Below are 18,083 nucleotides of genomic sequence, written 5' to 3'. Positions count from 1 at the left end.
ACCAGCCCTGTGCCTTGCGTCCTGCGTCGAATTTCGTGAGGAGCTTACATGCAGATCAATGAGGTGACGACCCTGACCCGGGAAGGTGACGTGGCTGTCATCACCGTCGACTCGCCTCCGGTCAACGCGCTCGGTGCGCCGGTGCGGGCAGGTATTGCGGCTGCAATGCGCCAGGCTGTCGCTGATGAGGCCGTGGCTGCTATTGTCCTGCTGTGCTCGGGTCGTACCTTTTTCGCGGGCGCCGACATCAGAGAGTTCGGCAAACCTCCGATCCAGCCCCTCTTGCCTGAAGTGCAGTCGATCATCGAGAATGCGACCAAGCCGATCGTGGCCGCGATCCATGGCACCGCACTCGGCGGTGGGCTGGAACTCGCGCTCGTGGCACATTACCGCATCGCAGTGCCGACGGCAAAACTTGGCCTGCCCGAGGTCAAGCTGGGCCTGCTGCCGGGGGCGGGCGGCACGCAGCGGCTGCCAAGAGTGGCTGGGGTCGAACGTGCCCTCCAGATGATCACTTCTGGCGACCCAATTACGGCCGACGTTGCCGCCGAGATCGGACTGGCCGATGCTCTGATACCGGGGGACGACCTGCGCGGTGAAGCGATTGCGTTTGCACGCGGCAAGATTGGCGCGCCGCTGGTGAAAATTCGCGACCGGCCGTTGGAGGCCGAGGCTGGCATTTTTGACGCCTTCCGGAAGGCCAATCATCGGACGTTCCGAAATCTGGAAGCGCCAGAGGCGATCATCCGCGCAATCGAGGCGGCGGCCACCCTTCCGTTCGACGATGCGCTGGCGCGAGAGCGCGAGCTGTTCAATGGATTGGTCAGCGGCCGGCAATCTGCCGCGCTCCGCTACCTATTCTTCGCGGAGCGGCAGGCGGCCAAGATAGACGGACTGACGACCAACGGATCGACGTTGCCGATCAGGAAAGTGGGTGTGGTCGGCGCCGGCACCATGGGCGGTGGCATCGCGATGAACTTCGCCAATGTCGGCATCCCCGTGATCCTCGTTGACTCGCGGCAGGAGTCGCTGGATCGCGGTCTCACCACGGTCCGCCGCAACTATGAGACGAGCGCGAAGAAGGGCCGGCTTACTATTGAGCAGGTGGAAAAGCGGATGGGGCTGCTATCCGGTTCGCTTGATCTACAGGCGCTTGCCGATTGCGACCTCGTGATCGAGGCGGTGTTCGAGCAGATGACGGTCAAACAGGAGGTAATGAGCCAGCTCGACGCGGTCGTGAAGCCTCGCGCAATCCTTGCCACCAATACCTCCTATCTCGACATTGATGCGATCGCGTCCGCTACCAGCCGGCCGGAGTGGGTGGTGGGTCTCCATTTCTTTTCACCCGCCAACGTCATGCGGCTGGTGGAGATTGTGCGCGGCGAAAAGACTGACGCCGAGGTGCTTCTCACCGCCATCGATCTCGCTCGACGGATCGGCAAGGTGGGCGTGGTCGTCAACAATGGATATGGCTTCGTCGGCAACCGGATGCTCGCGGCTCGCCATGTGCAGGCCGACGCGCTCGTCGCGGAAGGGGCCATGCCGTGGGACGTCGATCGGGTCATTCAGGAATTCGGTTTTGCCATGGGGCCTTTTGCGATGCGCGACCTTGCCGGCCTTGATGTCGGCTGGCAACGCGAAACATCGACCTCATCGACGCTGCGCGAAGTGTTGAACGAGGCCGGTCGCCATGGCCAGAAGAGCGGCGGCGGCTATTACGACTATGATGCCGATCGTCGTGCCACACCGTCACCCGCCGCCGAGCGGGCAGCGATCGATTTCTCCCGGAAACAGGGTATAAGCCGCCGCGCGGTCGATGACGCGGAGATATTCGATCGCTGCCTGTTGGCAATGGTGAACGAGGGCGCGAAGATTCTTGACGAAGGCATCGCGCAGCGAGCCTCCGACATCGATACGGTATGGATCAATGGCTATGGCTGGCCGCGATACCGCGGTGGACCAATGTTCTGGGCCGATGAGCAGGGTCTGCCGCAAATCCTCGCCAAGCTGCAGGCATTTGAGGCAAGGCATGGGGCAGCATTTGCACCATCACCGCTGATCGAGCGATTGATCGTCGGGAATAAGGGATTCACCGATGTGCGCTGAAGCTTCTCTTCCGGTTAATCCCGATGTCGACGCTGAGGCGATAGTCAAGCAAATAGCCGCAGATTGGGCAAGGCTTGGCCTGGGAGGAGATCGTGCCGGATTGATCGATCTCTACACGCAGGACGCGATTTTCTTCGGATCGCTGCCGGAGATGTACATCGGCCAGCGGGGCGTGGCAGAATATTTTGAGCTTGCACCGCTGTCGTCGTTGAAAACGATCAGTTTTGACTGGCGGGAATTCAGAGTCATCACGCCATCGGTCATAAGTGCGGGTGGCCTGGCCTATTTCGGCCTGGAGCTAGAAGGGGAGCTGGTTCGCTGGCGCTTCGGCATAAGCTGGGTACTCGTCGGATCCAACGCGAAATGGCAAATCGCCTCACATCATGCGTCGCGCCGGGAGCTGCCCACGCAAGAATGATCGCCTCAACGGCTTGCTCATAACGCTTTGGCGCATGCGGCGCTTGATACGGTATGTGACCTGACCCTCTGTCCAACATTCCCTCAATATAGGACAAATGAACTAGATATTATGATCTGTCTCGGTCATGTCTTCAATGTGGCTTGTTACCTTAAGGCGTGAACCTGCTGGGACGGGAGATGCATGTGGTTTGCCTGATCAGCTGATGGATGAGGAGAAGCCTGACAAGGTCCATGTAGCGGCCGCAGCGGCACTCGCCGAAAGAGGTGCACCTCACTTTCAAAAAGGCCTGTCCGCCTCCGTAGGCATACCGAATCCAGCGCATGCGCCCCTTTTCCACGGAGATGGGAAAACAAAACTCCTTGTCAACGTCTAATACACTTGTTCTTATGATGATGTGTGCGTATTGTGGATTTGACCGGGCGTTATCTTTTGGACCGGCTTGAAGGTTCAAGCCGGCGGTCGCTTTCGATGTGATTCGATCATGATCGCGAACGACAAGTTCGACGACAGGACGATAAATTAATGGGGAGAGGACTTTTGAAAGGAAAGATCGGAACCGTCAGCTTGGAAATATTGGCGCTTTCACTACTCGCGGCGCCTGCCTTTGCAGAGACGGCGGTATCAGATTCTGCCGTGGCAGATTCGCAAGGTTCGAAGCAAAACGAGGTTCAGCAGAACTCACCGGATGCTCGTGATATTGCAGATGCTCACGACATTATTGTCACCGCGCGACGTCGCAGCGAGACATCGCTGCAAACACCAGTCGTGCTCAGCGCTTATTCGGGCGAGCAACTGGCGCGCTTCAACGTGACAAACCTTGTTGATGTCGCCAAGCTTACTCCTCAGCTTTCCATAGGTGCTGCCAATGGGTCCTATGGCGGCATTCTGGCACTTCGCGGTGTTTCCAGTCCGACATCCAATCCTGGTGCTGAGGGTGCCGTTACAATCAATATCGATGGCGTGCCGGTCAGTTACGGGTCGGTGTTGCGCATTTCGGCATTTGACATTGGTCAGGTGGAGATCCTCAAAGGTCCACAAGCCTTGTTTTTCGGCAAAAATTCCAGTGGCGGCATCATATCCATCCGCAGCGCTGAGCCTACCGATGTATTCAAGGCGCAAATCAGCGGAGCTTATGAATTCAACGCCAGGCAGGTGGATCTCGAAGGATATGTCTCCGGTCCCGTCACCGATACTCTCAACATGCGCCTTGCCGGGCGCTTCTCGCGGCAGCGGGGCTATTTCCGCAACACCGATCCTGACCCTTCGTCCAGATATGCACCTGGGACCGACGAGGAAGCGACCCGTCTAAGCCTGAACTGGCAGCCGGACGATCAATTGACGGTCAAGCTTCGCGGCACCTATCATCATGTGCACGAAAATGGTGGCTATGGAACAAACCAGAAGGTTGGCTGTCCCGCCGGGGTTCCCGCCGGCACAGCTTCATTGCCGGGCATTGGTGATTGCGAGGCCGACAACAGGATTTCATTAGCTCGCATTCCTTCTGCCCTTGCCCGGGCCGCAACAGGCAATCCCCGCTGGGATTCGGACACATCCTATTACAAGGCGACCCAATTTCTGGTTTCCGGTGACGTCGAATATAAAATAAATGATTTCGTCACACTGAATTCGGTAACGGGATTCTACAGTATCCGGCAAAGCGCATTGGATTCAACATCGTCGGGTAGGCCGTTTTTCCTGGGTGATCAGGGACGATTTAAAAAGCATACATTCAGCGAGGAGCTTCGGCTTACCTACAATAGCCCCGATTCGCCGATTAACTTGATGCTCGGTGGATTCTATCAGGATGACAGCCTGAATTTCGAGCAGCAGGTTGTAAGGAATGCCGGCACCCGCGCCGCTCCCGTCATCGTTCCACTTACGCCGGTCTGGTATTTCCCGATCGAGGGCAAAACATATTCCGTCTTCGGTCAGATGGGCTGGGATATCATCGATGCGGTCAGCTTGTCGGCGGGTGTGAGATATTCTCAGGACAAGAAGAGTCAGGACATCACGCCTCCCAACGGCCTCCCGAACAAGTTCACAAGACCTTCCCGCACGTTCAGCAACTGGTCGCCAGAGTTGACGCTGGCCTACAAGCCGAGTCCTTTCTTCAACCTCTTCGGATCGTACAAGGAAGGGTTCAAGGCTGGATCCTACAACATCAGCGCGACAGCGTTCAACGCGCCGCTTGCCAATCCCGCAGTGACCTCGATCGACAACAGTTACGCTCCCGAAAAAGCGAAGGGCTTCGAGATTGGGTTGAAAACCTTGCTGCTCGACCGACAACTTCGTGTGAATCTGGCGGCATATTCCTACCTTTATAAGGATCTTCAGCTCAGCCGCCTTGATCCGATCGCCGTCACACTCTCCATACTGAACGCGTCATCTGCGCGTATTAAGGGACTGGAGGGCGATTTCACCTTTTCGCCCAATGCTCTACCCGGGCTTTCATTGACGGGGTCCGTCGCCTATAATTCGGCCCGTTACGCCTCCAGCTTTTTCGGGCCATGCTATACCGGGCAGACCATAGCAGCGGGTTGCGTAGGCGCTGGCAACACGCAGCAGTTCCTGGGACGACCTCTGCCGCGTGCGCCGAAGTTCAGCGGCAGCGTTGGAATGAGCTACGAAATGCCGATCGCGGATGATTGGAATGCAACGTTCAATGCCAACGGCGTCTATACATCCAGTCAATATGTGTCCCAGGAACTGAGCCCGATTGGCATAACCCCGAAGCGTTTTCTCCTGGACTCGAGCCTGACCTTTGCTTCGAAATCGAAGAGCATGGAATTTGCGATCATTGGCCGCAATTTGACCAACAAGCAGTTCCTCAACGTTGGGTTCCAGTCCCCGGGTACTGGCGGCGGCACCGGTACCACAGTGGGCACTTTGGCGGATTATGAGGGGTCGGTTTCCAGGGGACGGGAAATCTGGCTTCGGATAACGCTGAGACCCTCAGAGTTTTGATAGCCATCTTGTAAGGCTGTTTGACCCCGCATCGGCGATGCGGGGTCTTTTCATTGCGACTGGAAAGCGTTCGCGAACCGACGTTACCGGATTGGCCGTCGCACATGCCTGCGGCGGTTTTTCGCGTTGGACAAGCGAAAACAATTGTTTGCAGCATCGAACCTGCGTCTGACTTAATGGCGCGCGCTCAAGGTCGCGTTGCTAACGCGCTATGTCCATCATGACGGGGCGGAGTTGACCTGATGATGGCCAGGGATATTCCTCACCACCAGCAAGCCGTCAGCGGAAAATTTCAATCTATCGCGCTTCGGGCAATATCGACCAATGATGACATGCGAAGGCAAGGCGAAGGTTCAGGGATTGCTAGGATCCCACGCCCAATAGCGGGCAACGGCGCCGCCATCGACGCGCAGGTCGATGCCCGTGATCATCGATGCGTCGTCTGATGCCAGAAAGACGGCTGCGGCACCGTAATCACTCGCGTTCGGCAACCGCTGCAGGGGGATGCGCTTAGCGTATTTCTGGCTCATGGGGCCGACGTGATCCATCGAACCGACATCGACGTTCCAACGCTTGGCTCGGGCAGGCTTCTCTTCAAAACTGGTCGCAGTGGGCGTCAGGCTGACGACCCGGATATTCTGGGCGGCGAACTCCATCGCTGCACTTTGCGTGAAATTCAGCATTCCGGCCTTGGCGGTAGCATAGGCAATATTGCCGGGAGCACCCTGGTGACCCGTGGTCGAGATCACGTTGATGACAACGCCGCCTCGGTCGCCCTCCAGCATCTTGGCGGTGGCATATTTCGTAAAGAGAAATGATCCGTCCAAAATGACGGAGATCACCCTGCGCCAGCCGGGCAATTCCATCTCAGCGACGGTTCGTTCGTGGAAATAGGCCGCGTTGTTGACGAGGATATCGACGCGACCGTAGGTTTCCATTGCCTTGTCAACGGCTGCCTTGACGGCTGCATCGTCCGTGACGTCGCAAACGATCCCGATGGCCGATCCACCGGCTGCCCTGATCGCGTTGGCGCAACCGTCGGCATTCTGTTGCTGGGCGTCGACCGCGACGATGGACGCGCCGGCCGCTGCCAGCGCTTCTGCGATACCTCCGCCGATATTCGGGCTGGTGCCGGTGATGATCGCCACTCTTCCATCGAGCTTCATGAATCTCTCCTCGTCAAAAATTGAGAAAGCAAGTTAGAACGCTTGTGCTAGATTATAAATGCCTTATTGTCGATCTACGAAGATGGCAGGTGACAATCGGCGAGACGTGGTCACGCGGCACTGCCCGACCAAGAACTTGATGGGATAGGGATGCGCAGATGGATCTGAGGCTGGCGGGCAAGAGGGCGCTGATTACCGGAGCGTCGAAGGGAATCGGCCTCGCTGCTGCCTTCTCCCTCGGTAAGGAAGGGTGCGAAGTTGTGATCGCGGCACGGGATGGCGACGTGCTTGATCGGGCCGTTCAGGAACTGAGGTTCGCTGGTATCACGGCCGACGGCATTGCCTGCGATCTCAGCCGTGAGGCCGATCAGGATGCCTTGGTTACGCAATGCGGTGCAGTGGACATCCTGGTGAACAATGCCGGCGCGATTCCTCCGGGGTCCTTGCAAGAGATCGACATGCAGCGTTGGAGGTCGGCGTGGGATCTGAAGGTCTTTGGCTACTTCGCGCTGACTCAGAAGCTTTATAAGAAACTTGCCGAACGCCAGGGCGTCATCATCAACGTCATCGGCGCAGGAGGAGAACGTTTTCCTCCTGAATATATTGCCGGGTCGGCAGGAAATGCGGCGCTCATGGGGTTCGTCAAAGCCATGGGTCGCGCATCTTTCCACGACGGTGTTCGGGTCGTTGGCATCAATCCCGGATTTGTTCAGACCGATCGCGTCAAGATGATGATGCAGGCAAGAGCGGAGCGAGAACTCGGCAGCGCCGATCGATGGGAAGAACTCTTTTCCCACCTGCCGTTCGGTCGGGCCGCGAAGGCGGAGGAAATCGGCGACGCTGTGGCCTTTTTGGCTTCACCTCTATCCGGTTACACTTCCGGAACGATACTGACGATTGACGGGGGCTATGTCTGATCAAGACTGCGCCCATGGAGGGCGGCGCTGAATAGATGACGGACCCCGTCATCAAGCCGCCATGGGATATATGCAGGTTGTGAATTAAATCTGGGATTTGGAGAGTGACTTGGCACGGACTGTATTTACCGCCGAGCACGAGATGTTTCGGGATGCAGTTCGCGCTTTTCTCGAACAACATGTTGTGCCGCATCATCTTGAATGGGAGAAGCAAGGCCTGGTACCGCGCGAAGTGTGGCGCGAAGCCGGCAGGTGGGGATTGCTATGCCCCATGGCTCCCGAAGAATATGGCGGTGCTGGAGGTGACTTCGGCTTTGCCGCTGTGATGATAGAGGAGCTTGCCCGGGAGAACGCGACTGGGCTCGGCTTCTCCATGCACAGCGACGTGGTTACTCCCTATATTACGAAGTTCGGCACGGAAGAACTGAAGCAGGAGTGGATGCCGCGGCTGATCGCGGGAGAAGCTATCGGTGCCCTGGGCATGACGGAGCCCGGAACCGGGAGCGACGTAAAGGCCATAAGGACGACGGCCAGTCGCGAGGGCGACGAATATGTCATCAACGGTTCAAAGACCTTCATTACCAATGGTATAAATTGTGGTCTGATCATTCTTGCTTGCAAGACTGATCCCTCCGCGGGTCGCAAGGGCGTATCGCTGATCGTGGTTCCGGAAGGTACGCCGGGCTTCACGAAGGGCAGGAAACTCGACAAGATCGGTCTCCTTGCGCAGGATACTGCCGAACTGTTCTTTGAAGATGTTCGCGTCCCGGCACATTATCTGCTCGGCCAGGAAAATCTGGGCTTCTCCTACATGATGTCCGAATTGCCGCAGGAAAGGATGATCGTGCCGATCCGCGCGGCTGCCTCGATCGAGGCCATGTTGGAGCGGACGGTCGAATATACGAAGGACCGAAGCGCATTTGGAGCTCCACTGTTTTCGTTTCAGAATACCAAATTCAAGCTGGCCGATGCGCGTGCCCAGCTGGAGATGCTGCGGGCTTTCGTGGATGACTGCCTTGCGGAGTTTTTGCGTGGCGAACTCAGCGCGGATCGCGCAGCCATGGCCAAGTTGATGGGAGCCGAGATGCAAAACCGGATCCTCGATGACCTGGTCCAACTGCACGGCGGCTATGGCTTTATGAACGAATTCGTCGTCAGTCGCGCCTGGCGCGACGCCCGTGTCATGCGCATTTACGCCGGAACGTCAGAAATCATGCGCGAGATCATAGCACGCACGCTTTGACATGCGGGCCTGTTCAAGGTGAAGCTATATGACGGGAATAGTGATAGTTGATGCCATTCGGACCCCGATCGGCCGTTTTCGGGGATCGTTCTCCGGCGTGCGCGCCGATCATCTGGGGGCGAATGTCCTGCGTGCGATCGTTGATCGGAATGGCCTTTCGACGGATCATGTCGACGATGTTGTGTTCGGCTGCGTTACCCAGATTGGGGAACAATGCGGGAATATTGCGCGGACGGCGCTGCTCAGCGCCGGATGGCCAGAGCATATCCCGGGCATGACAGTCGATCGCAAATGTGGAGCGTCCGAGGCCGCGATTCACACGGCAGTAGGCGAAATCGCCAGCGGCCTGGCTGACATCGTCGTTGCGGGCGGCGCGGAGAATATGACGCGGGTTCCCATGGGCAGCAACCGTGCGCTGCATGGAGACGTGTTTGGCTGGAGATTGACAGATCGTTTTAATCTGACATCGCAGGGTGAGGCTGCCGAGAAGATTGCTGACCGTTACGGATTCACGCGCGATCAGATTGATGATTTCGCCATTGAAAGCCACCGGCGCGCGGCCGCCGCAGCTGATCGTGGCGACTTCGATGGCGAAATCAATCCGGTTAATCTTGCCGAATATGTCGAACGAGACTTGGAAGCCACTGACACAGTCTTGGTCGACGAAACCATCCGCCGGGACACGAGCCGGGAAAAGCTGGCAACATTGAAAACCAGCTTCCGTGACGATGGACGGGTGACGGCTGGAAATTCTTCCCAGATTTGCGATGGCGCAGCGGCCGTTCTGCTGGCCTCGCAAGCTGCTGCCGATCGATGGGGATTGAAGGTCCGCGCCCGGATTCGGGCCATCACGGTGGTCGGTTCGGACCCCGAACTCATGTTGACCGGACCTGTCGCCGCGACGAGCAGGATTTTGGAGCGCAGCGGGTTGAGCCTTTCAGATATCGATCTTTTCGAAGTCAATGAGGCGTTTGCGACCGTGCCGATGGCCTGGATGAAGGAACATGACGTCGGTCACGATCGCCTGAATGTGAACGGAGGCGCAATCGCTCTGGGCCATCCTTTGGGAGCTTCGGGCGCGCGGATCATGACAAGCTTGCTCAACGCGCTTGAACGTCGCGGCGGCAGGTTTGGCCTTCAGAGCATCTGTTGCGCCGGCGGGTTGGCGACGGCGACGATTATCGAGCGCTGTGAGGCTTAGCCAGGCCGGCAGTGCGACAAAACGGGAAGAGGGCCGGCCGGTTCCGGGCGCATCTGGCGTCGGATTGCTGGTCCGTTCGAGCGAGTAGGACAGCGCAATGAACGATGATAAAGCAGATGAAGCCGGCAGCTATAGCGATATTCTTTACAATGTTGCGGACAGTGTTGCCACGATCGCCATAAATCGACCGAAAAAGCTGAACGCATTCAACGGGCATACGATCGACGAGCTGCGCGATGCGGTCGCGCGTGCCGGCGAGGATCGCGCGGTCGGGGTCATCGTGCTGACGGGGGCAGGGGACAAGGCGTTCAGCGCTGGTGGGGACATCGAGTGGGAAGTTGAAGGCGGTTTGAAGGGACATGACTGGAAGCTGGGCGAAGATATTATTTCCTGCCTGAAGCCGGTCATCGCGCGGGTGAAGGGATATGCAGTGGGGGGTGGCCATCATCTCCACTATTTCTGCGATTTCACGATCGCTTCGGAAGACTCCATTTTCGGGCAGAACGGCCCCCGCGTGGCGTCGCCTGCGGGAGGATATGTCGTCTCGCATCTCGCCAGCATCATAGGCCATAAGCGTGCAAGAGAGATGTGGATGCTGTGCCGGCGCTATACGGCCGCGCAAATGCTCGAATGGGGACTGGTCAACGCGGTTGTTCCCGCAGAACAACTCGACGCCGAAGTCAGGAAGTGGTGCGATGAATTGCTCGCTCTCAGCCCTACGGCGCTCAAGACAGTCAAGTCATCCTTCAAGGATCACATGCTGCCATATATGGGCAAAAACGTTTCTGACGTGGTGACGGAGGTGGCGCCCAACTTTTTTGAAACCGGAGAACAGGAAGAGGGAGGACGTGCCTTCATTGAAAAGCGCAGGCCAGACTTCTCTCCTTATCGCTAGGAGCCAGACAGATGACTATGGAACTTCCTCTCACGTCCCCGGAAAAGGCCAGGCAATATCGTGCCGCAGGGTTGTGGCAGGACGTCACTCTAAGCGAGCGCTTTCTTGCGCAGGCTGAACGGTTTGCGGACAAGCTGGCGATTGTCGTGGATGGCCGGCGTGCGACTTACCGACAGCTTCAGCGAGACGTACTGAGCGTGGCCAATGGCTTGCTGGCCGAGGGCCTCGAACCCGGCGATGTGATCGCCGGTCAACTGCCCAATAGTTACGAGATTCCCGTTCTGCATCTCGCGTGCAATATGGTGGGTATGTTGTACATGCCGCTGCATGACAGCTGGCGTGCCCTGGAAGTCGGGCACTTGCTGGCGCAGGCCAAGGTGAAGGTGGTTATCTCGCGGCATCTATATCGCGACTTCGATTATGTGCAGATGATCAGGGATCTGAGGCCCGATCTTCCTGACCTGAAGACACATTTTGTTATCGGCGAAAGCGCGGGAGATGGGATAAAACCCTTCGAAATGCTTGTTGCGGCTGAACCGTTAGGCACAAAGCAGATTGCATCGCTCCGGCCTGATCCGGACTATCCCGCGGCGCTGATGCTGTCAGGGGGGACAACAGCAATCTCGAAGATCAGCCGCTATTCGAGCAACGATCTTCAGGCCATGCTGAATGCCGCCAGAGATGGCGCCCGTTTTGTGGAAACCGACGTGGCGGCCGCCCTTGCGCCCGCCGGAACCGGAGCGACCGGATATGTCTATCCTGTCCTCATGCCCCTGCTGAACGGCGGCACGTCGGTAATGCTCCCCCATTGGAGCAATCCTGAAGATGCGGCGGATTTGATGGTCAGGGAAAACTGCACCTACGCGACCGCGATTCCGGCTCAGCTCATCAAGCTGTTGCCCACATTCCGATCCAGGCCAAAGGGTGATTTTCATAACCTGCGAGTGATCACCAATGCCGGCGCTCCGCTTCCCTATGAAGCGGCGCGAGAGGTCGAGGAACTGACGGGCGCTGTGATCCAGAGCATTTATGGAGCGACAGATGCCGGGACGCCCACGCTGACGACTGCCGATGATCCGCGGGAGAAAAGGCTCGGCACTGTCGGTCGCATCGTTGCGGGTTGCGAATGCGAAATTCGCGATTCGGACGGTAACGCACTGCCAGCGGGCACCGTCGGTGAAGTGACCTGGCGTGGTGCTGACAAGTCATGGGGATATTTAGGGGCCGATGATCAGACCAGATCTGTATTTACGCAGGATCATTTCTACAAAAGCGGCGATCTTGGGCAATTTGACGAAGACGGTTACCTGAAGATTGTTGGGCGGATAAAGGACATGATCCTCCGGGGCGGTCGTAATGTTTCGCCCCTTTTGATCGAAGAGGCGTTGATCAAGCATGCCGACGTCCAGGACGTAGCGGTCGCGGCAATGCCGGATCCTGTGCTGGGCGAGCGGGCCTGTGCATTTGTCATAGCAAGGCCGGGAGCGGGACTGGAACTGGCGGGATTGCTGGACTTCCTGCGTGGCGAGGGCCTCGCGACATGGCAATTGCCTGAGCGGCTCGAAATCATGCAGGAGTTTCCGAGATCGGCTGGGGGCAAGACGCTGAAGCGAGAATTGACGGCGCTTGTGACTGAAAAGCTGAAAGCTGAACTGCAGCAGGGGGTATGAGGCGGTCCGCGTCGCCACAAAGGCGACACACTTGGTTCGCGGACGAAAAGGAGCCAGAGCGACGCTGAGGGGAGGCAGCGAGCGGAAGGAGACTTCACGGTCATGGACGGTGCGATGAACGAAAGGGAACAGGGCGATTTTGAAGCACTCGAACGGATTGCGCGAGGCCGCCGGTCGGTGCGCGGCTTCCTATCCGACCCGGTGCCGATGTCGATCCAACGGCGCGCTCTGGAGCTTGCACTTTCAGCGCCGTCAAACTGCAACGTGCAACCATGGTTGGTGCATGTCGTGAGCGGCAAGCCTCTGGCGCGTATCCGCCACGCGTTTGTGGAAGCGGTGTCGGCTGGAATCGCCGCTGAGCCGGATTTTTCGGGGCTGTTGACCTACCCCGGTATTTATCGCGACAGGCAGGTGGATAGCGCCCGCCAACTTTATGCTGCAATGGGCATCGCCCGCGACGACCGGTCAGCACGCAATCATGCCGCGCTGCGTAATTTCGGATTTTTCGACGCGCCGCACGCTGCCTTTCTCTTCGTGCCCGACTGGGCGCTGTCGCGTGAAATCGCTGACTGTGGGCTCTACGCTCAGACGCTGATGCTTGGGTTGACGGCGCTCGGCATTGCGTCCTGTCCTCAGGGAGCCTTGGGCTATTATCCTGATATCGTGCGATCGGAACTGGGAATTGGACCGGACCAGCGACTGCTCTATGGCATATCCTTCGGATTTGAAGACATGTCCGTCCCCGCCAACGCCGCGCGGACAGGGCGTAGTCCCCTCGAGGAAACTACCAGCTTCCATGGCTGATCCAGCGAGATCATGACGATTCAGGCTTCGCGGCCGGTTGACGCCAAGCAGTCGCGTTTCGAAGGCTCGCTGAAGTCTGCAGAGCCTGTAGAATATCTATTGCAACTACATTTCCAAGGCTATGCTGGCGCGGCCAGCGCTGGATCACCCAATTCGGCGCGGCTGATGCCCAGTGCTTTCATTTCGCGCTCCGCCACGAACAAGCGCCCCGTATATTCTTCCGGATCAGCGCATGCGACGAAATAGATGATCATCCGGGACGGGATGACCGTATCGATTGGACGCGGCTCGCCTTCTTTCGGAACAAAACCCCTGGACGCCAATCGTGCCGAAACCACTTCGGATGCTACCCAGCCGGGATGCAGACCGATGACAAACACATTTTGTGCCCGCAATTCGGGCGCAATGACATTGGAAAGTCGATCCAGCGCGCGCTTGCTGGCGAAGTAACTGGGCGTGGTCCCACTGAATCCGAATGACGTGGCCGCCGGTACTTCTTCTTCTACCCGGCGATGCGCTTCGGCGGAACCGGTGGTGATGTTGATGATTCGCCCACCACCGCGAGCGGCCATGATCGGGGTTGCAAGTTGCATCAGGATGAACGGTGCGTGGAGATTGACGTCGAAATCGCGCGACCATTCTTCGAAGCTGATGTCCAGAAATGGCTTCGACCAAACCGAGCCCACCGTGGATGCGGCGTTATTCACCAGGATATCAACCCCGCCAAATCGGGCTACAGTTTCATCGACTATCCGCTTCAGGTCGGCCCGCCGAGCAAGATCGGCCTGCACAATCAGCGCCTCCCCGCCGGCTTTCTCGATCAATCGCGCCGTCGCGCCAAGGCTGCCCGGCAGATCCGGATCGCGATCAATCGTGCGTGCAACCAATGCCACCTTGACGCCGCGCCGTGTCAGATCAAGCGAGACCTGCCGGCCGACCCCGCGGCTCGCACCGGTCACGATTGCGATTTTTCCTGTCAGATCAAGTTCGTGCTGACGTTCCATGTTCCATCCTCTTGTCCTGGCGTTTGCTCAGCGTGTGTCGACATGGCGTGTACCGGCGCGATGATATTTTATTCGATTTGAATCGTCTCCGGATCGAGTAGCCGCTGTTTGGCAGGGACCGGCGCGGGTATACCGGCGAGCCGTGGGTCAAAGTGTTCGCGCTGAAGGATAGTGAGAAGCTATTGGCTTTATCGGCATTGCCTATCACTCTCTCTATAGCATTTGATAGTGCAATTGTTCTAAAATTGTCCGGATTGTGAGTCTAAGAATGTTTGACGAGTCTCGAATGGCCCGAAAATGAGCCAACAGCGATGTTATGCGGCCCGGCCAATGATCCTTGCGCGAGCAGGACGGAGCACCGGTGAGCTGTCAACGCCGCGGCGGAGAAAAAGCGGCCTGCCTGTGACATTCGCTGGCAGGGGCGGGTTCGCCAGCAAATGCCGTAAACCAGTCTGCCGTTGCACGATCGTGCTGCAGTGCGGCTCCGAAATGTTGCGCATGAATCTGCCCCTCCAGCAAATGCCTGAGAGGCACCTCCATGCGCTTGCCGTTCGACGTATAAGGAATGGCAGGCGCATCAAAAATATCATCGGGCACGTGCCGCGGGCTCAGCCGTGCACTGATCCGTGCCGCGATAGCGGCGAGCAAATCGTCGTCCAGCACCCGTCCATCCGTCAGGGTCACGAACAGCATCAGTCGGTCGCGATATCGCCCCGCCTGCGGGAAGACGGCAATCGCATCCGTGATGGCCGGATCATCTTCCAAAGCGCGGTAGAATTCGCTGGTCCCCATACGAACCCCATGCCGGTTTATCGTGGCATCGGATCGACCAAGGATTTTGCATCCTCCGTCGGAGTGGATGATTATCATGTCGCCCTGTTGCCAGCGGCCGCCAAAATGCGACAGGTAACTGGCGGCGAGCCGGATGCCGCCCGGATCTTTCCAGAGGCATCGAGGAGCGTTGGGGAAGGGGGTGCTGATCACAAGCTCGCCAGCGCTGCCGCGAAGCGATCTGCCCTCCGGATCCACGGAGTCCACGTCCATGCCCAGCATCCTTGCCGTTGATTCACCGGCATGGATTGGCAGCAGGCGCACGCCGCCGGCGTAGCCGCCGCAAACTTCGGTCGAGCCGGCCTGCGAGAGGATCCGGCAATGCGGGGGCAAGACATCCGCAAGCCATTCATAGAGCGGGGCTTCGGCTACTGCACCCGAGAGAATGAGCGCTTCGAGCCTTTGAAGGTCATGCTGCGCGGCGGGATTATATGCCCGATCCTTCATTCGTCCGGCAAAGCCTGGGCTCACGCCCATTATGGTCGCGCCGGCGCGTTCGGCGATGGACCAGAGGCTGCCTAGATCCGGATGGAACGGACTACCGTCGTAAAGCACCACATGCGTTCCAAGGGCAAGGCTGGCGAGCACCGTGTTCCAGACGATCCAGCTCGGCGTGGCATAGAATAGCAGGACGGAGCCTTCCCTTGCCTCGAGATGGAAGGTGAGGTCCTTCATCGCGCCGAGAAGTGCACCGACATGCGTGTGAACGATCGCCTTTGGCGCACCGGACGTGCCGGATGTATAGACAACCCACAAGGGGTGGTCGCTGGGTACCGGCTCAAAGGTGAAGTCGTCATATGTCGGCTCCGGCGTCGCAGCAAGAGATGACCAACTCCGCAGCAGAGGTCCGTGATCGATCAGATTCTGGGCATCATCCTGCAAAAGGACCAGATGCTCCAGCGTTGGCAGACCCTTGACGAGGTCACGCACGCTCTCGCTGCGATCGTGCAGCCTGCCGGCATAATCATAGCGGGAGGTCGCGATGAGCAGCTTGGGCTCGATCTGCGCGAAGCGGTCCGTTGCGGCGCCGGCGCCGAATTCGGGGCTGCACGACGACCAGACCGCACCGACCGCCGCTGCGGCGATGAAACCGATCGCGGCTTCCACTACGTTGGGCAGATAGGCGGCGACGCAGTCACCGGGCCCGATCCCCATCGCGCGGAAGCCCGTCGCGACTCGTCGGACCGCTGTGCCCAGCTCTGACCATGTCCAGCGCGCGTAACTGCCATCTTCATGAAAGGCTGAGATCGCCACATGGTCAGCTAGACGCTTTTCGTGCCGCATCACCATGCGCGCGAAATTAAGCCTTGCCCCTGTAAACCATTGCGTATTCTGAAAGCCCGCGCCTTCCATCACGCTGTTGTAGGGGACATCAGCTTCAACAGCGAAATAGTGCCAGATTGCCTCCCAGAATTCGGCCTGGTCTGTAGTTGACCAGCGCCAGAGCTCCTCATATCCCTCGAACGAGAGGTTGCGGCTCTGCTTGAGCCAGGTCATGAACATGGTGAGCGTCGACTGCTGGCGATCGGCCGCCGTCGGCGTCCAGATGACCCGCCCGCGACCAGCGCCGGCCAACGCAGCCTCTGCGGCAACCGACCCGAGTTCGCTATCAGTATCTGTCGTGACCACGCATACTCTCCCATGCGAGGGGGTTCGTTCATCCCCCTTCGATCGATCACTCACCAACTGGTCCGCCGCCACATCAGGCTGGCTTGTGCAGCCTGCCGCCTCTTCGGTCGGCTTCAACGTCGCGCGCGGGTGGTCAATTGGACGCCAGCGTATGAAACGCCTTCTTCATATCCGCGGCGCGCGTGTCAATTCGATCCTCAAGATCCCGATTGGGAAACAGCCAGAAGCGTTCCGTTCCGATCGCATCGGCCACCAGGGTTGCGACCTCAGCGGGATCGATGCCGTTGCGCAGGACTTCCTCCATAGTCTCCATCCGGTCGCCTGTTGAAAGCTGAGCAGGCGCCCGAGCGGCGTTCGCCTCCAGCAGGGATGTCCTGACCGGCCCGGGCATCAGAACCGAAACTCCTATGCCGCTGCCGCTCAGTTCGTCGCGAAGGGCCTCGCACAATGCGACCACGCCGGCCTTCATCGCGGTATAAACGCCCGTCCGTGCCTTGACATTGAGCGTCGCCAGCGACGCGGTCGCCACCACATGGCCATTACGGCCCGACGCGAGGATTCTATGCAGGCCTTGCGTCAGGCCATGGAAGTTGCCGTCAAGATTAACTGAGCGCGACCATTCCCAGGCGGCCTGCGACGTTTGGCTTACGGGATCGGTGCTGCCCGCAACACCGGCATTGCTGAACAGAACGGCCAGGGGTCCGTGACGATCTTCCGCCTCATCCAGCGCGATATTCCAGCTTTCCGCATCGCGGACGTCGAGCAGCACCGCAGATGCGCCTTCGATCTGGGCAGCCACCCTTTCTGCTCCGACAAGATCGATATCGGCGACGGCGACCTTCAGCCCCCGTCGCCCGAATTCCATGGCGGTAGCCCGGCCGATGCCACTTGCTGCCCCGGATATGAAGGCCATTCGGCCGCGGAAGTCCATATCACTCATGGCGGTCGCCTTGCCAAACACTCTCCACTCACCGTTCTCCATAAATGAAAACTAGTGCCCTGCCGGATTCGAGCCCAGCCACATTCGGCCGGGAATTGCCCTTGAAAAGGTTCAAGCGACCGGAGCTGTCACAGGATATCAGCTTCCTTTGAATAGCTCGACATATTCGGCAGTCAACCAGAGACTTGGTAGAAAACTGTGTATCCAAGCCCTTAAATGTGCGGCACGAAGACTTTCAATGTTGAAGCAGCATGCTCTTGCATAAATTGCGGGACCATCACCGCCAAAGCTG

The 18,083-nt window shown here is 58.5% G+C and carries 13 protein-coding genes; 9 read left to right on the top strand and 4 right to left on the bottom strand.

The window, feature by feature from the left end:
• Window positions 1-48 precede the first annotated feature (48 nt).
• From MRBLMC3_RS11210 to MRBLMC3_RS11200, 3 genes are all read left to right on the top strand, one after another.
• On the top strand, window positions 49-2,106 hold the full coding sequence (locus MRBLMC3_RS11210) for a 3-hydroxyacyl-CoA dehydrogenase NAD-binding domain-containing protein (RefSeq protein WP_363828695.1): 2,058 nt from the start codon (window positions 49-51) through the stop codon (window positions 2,104-2,106).
• A complete protein-coding gene (locus MRBLMC3_RS11205; protein WP_363828692.1) occupies window positions 2,096-2,524 on the top strand; it encodes a YybH family protein in 429 nt (142 codons plus the stop codon). Before MRBLMC3_RS11210 ends, MRBLMC3_RS11205 begins: the two co-directional genes overlap by 11 nt.
• Window positions 2,525-3,064: 540 nt before the next feature.
• Window positions 3,065-5,491, top strand: coding sequence for a TonB-dependent receptor (locus tag MRBLMC3_RS11200; protein WP_363828689.1), 2,427 nt, complete (start codon window positions 3,065-3,067; stop codon window positions 5,489-5,491).
• A 353-nt stretch (window positions 5,492-5,844) separates the two neighbouring features.
• Here MRBLMC3_RS11200 and MRBLMC3_RS11195 read toward each other — a convergent pair whose 3' ends face one another.
• On the bottom strand, window positions 5,845-6,639 hold the full coding sequence (locus MRBLMC3_RS11195; protein WP_363828686.1) for an SDR family NAD(P)-dependent oxidoreductase: 795 nt from the start codon (window positions 6,637-6,639) through the stop codon (window positions 5,845-5,847).
• 176 nt (window positions 6,640-6,815) lie between these two features.
• Between MRBLMC3_RS11195 and MRBLMC3_RS11190 the strand changes: the two genes are divergently transcribed.
• The 6 genes from MRBLMC3_RS11190 (at window position 6,816) to MRBLMC3_RS11165 (ending at window position 13,387) form a co-directional block, all read left to right on the top strand.
• Window positions 6,816-7,574, top strand: a complete 759-nt coding sequence (locus tag MRBLMC3_RS11190; protein WP_363828683.1) for a short-chain dehydrogenase/reductase — start codon at window positions 6,816-6,818, stop codon at window positions 7,572-7,574.
• Between the two features lie 109 nt (window positions 7,575-7,683).
• Window positions 7,684-8,817: an acyl-CoA dehydrogenase family protein gene (locus tag MRBLMC3_RS11185; RefSeq protein WP_363828680.1), complete on the top strand. Its 1,134-nt coding sequence runs from the start codon at window positions 7,684-7,686 to the stop codon at window positions 8,815-8,817.
• Between the two features lie 28 nt (window positions 8,818-8,845).
• On the top strand, window positions 8,846-10,018 hold the full coding sequence (locus tag MRBLMC3_RS11180) for a thiolase family protein (protein ID WP_363828677.1): 1,173 nt from the start codon (window positions 8,846-8,848) through the stop codon (window positions 10,016-10,018).
• Between the two features lie 97 nt (window positions 10,019-10,115).
• Entirely contained in the window at window positions 10,116-10,913 is a 798-nt protein-coding gene (locus MRBLMC3_RS11175) for an enoyl-CoA hydratase-related protein (protein WP_363828674.1), read from the top strand.
• Window positions 10,914-10,924: 11 nt separating this feature from the next.
• Window positions 10,925-12,583, top strand: coding sequence for an AMP-binding protein (locus MRBLMC3_RS11170; RefSeq protein ID WP_363828671.1), 1,659 nt, complete (start codon window positions 10,925-10,927; stop codon window positions 12,581-12,583).
• 102 nt (window positions 12,584-12,685) lie between these two features.
• Window positions 12,686-13,387, top strand: a complete 702-nt coding sequence (locus MRBLMC3_RS11165; RefSeq protein ID WP_363828669.1) for a nitroreductase — start codon at window positions 12,686-12,688, stop codon at window positions 13,385-13,387.
• A gap of 119 nt (window positions 13,388-13,506) precedes the next feature.
• Here the strand turns inward: MRBLMC3_RS11165 and MRBLMC3_RS11160 are convergent, their stop codons facing one another.
• The 3 genes from MRBLMC3_RS11160 to MRBLMC3_RS11150 form a co-directional block, all read right to left on the bottom strand.
• A complete protein-coding gene (locus MRBLMC3_RS11160; RefSeq protein ID WP_363828666.1) occupies window positions 13,507-14,391 on the bottom strand; it encodes an SDR family NAD(P)-dependent oxidoreductase in 885 nt (294 codons plus the stop codon).
• A 369-nt stretch (window positions 14,392-14,760) separates the two neighbouring features.
• Entirely contained in the window at window positions 14,761-16,851 is a 2,091-nt protein-coding gene (locus MRBLMC3_RS11155) for an acetoacetate--CoA ligase (protein ID WP_363828663.1), read from the bottom strand.
• Between the two features lie 133 nt (window positions 16,852-16,984).
• A complete protein-coding gene (locus tag MRBLMC3_RS11150; protein WP_363828660.1) occupies window positions 16,985-17,791 on the bottom strand; it encodes an SDR family oxidoreductase in 807 nt (268 codons plus the stop codon).
• Window positions 17,792-18,083 lie beyond the last annotated feature (292 nt).

The sequence above is a fragment of the Sphingobium sp. LMC3-1-1.1 genome (genome assembly GCF_040676285.1).
GTDB lineage: Bacteria > Pseudomonadota > Alphaproteobacteria > Sphingomonadales > Sphingomonadaceae > Sphingobium.
This window is presented reverse-complemented; position numbering and strand designations above follow the sequence as displayed.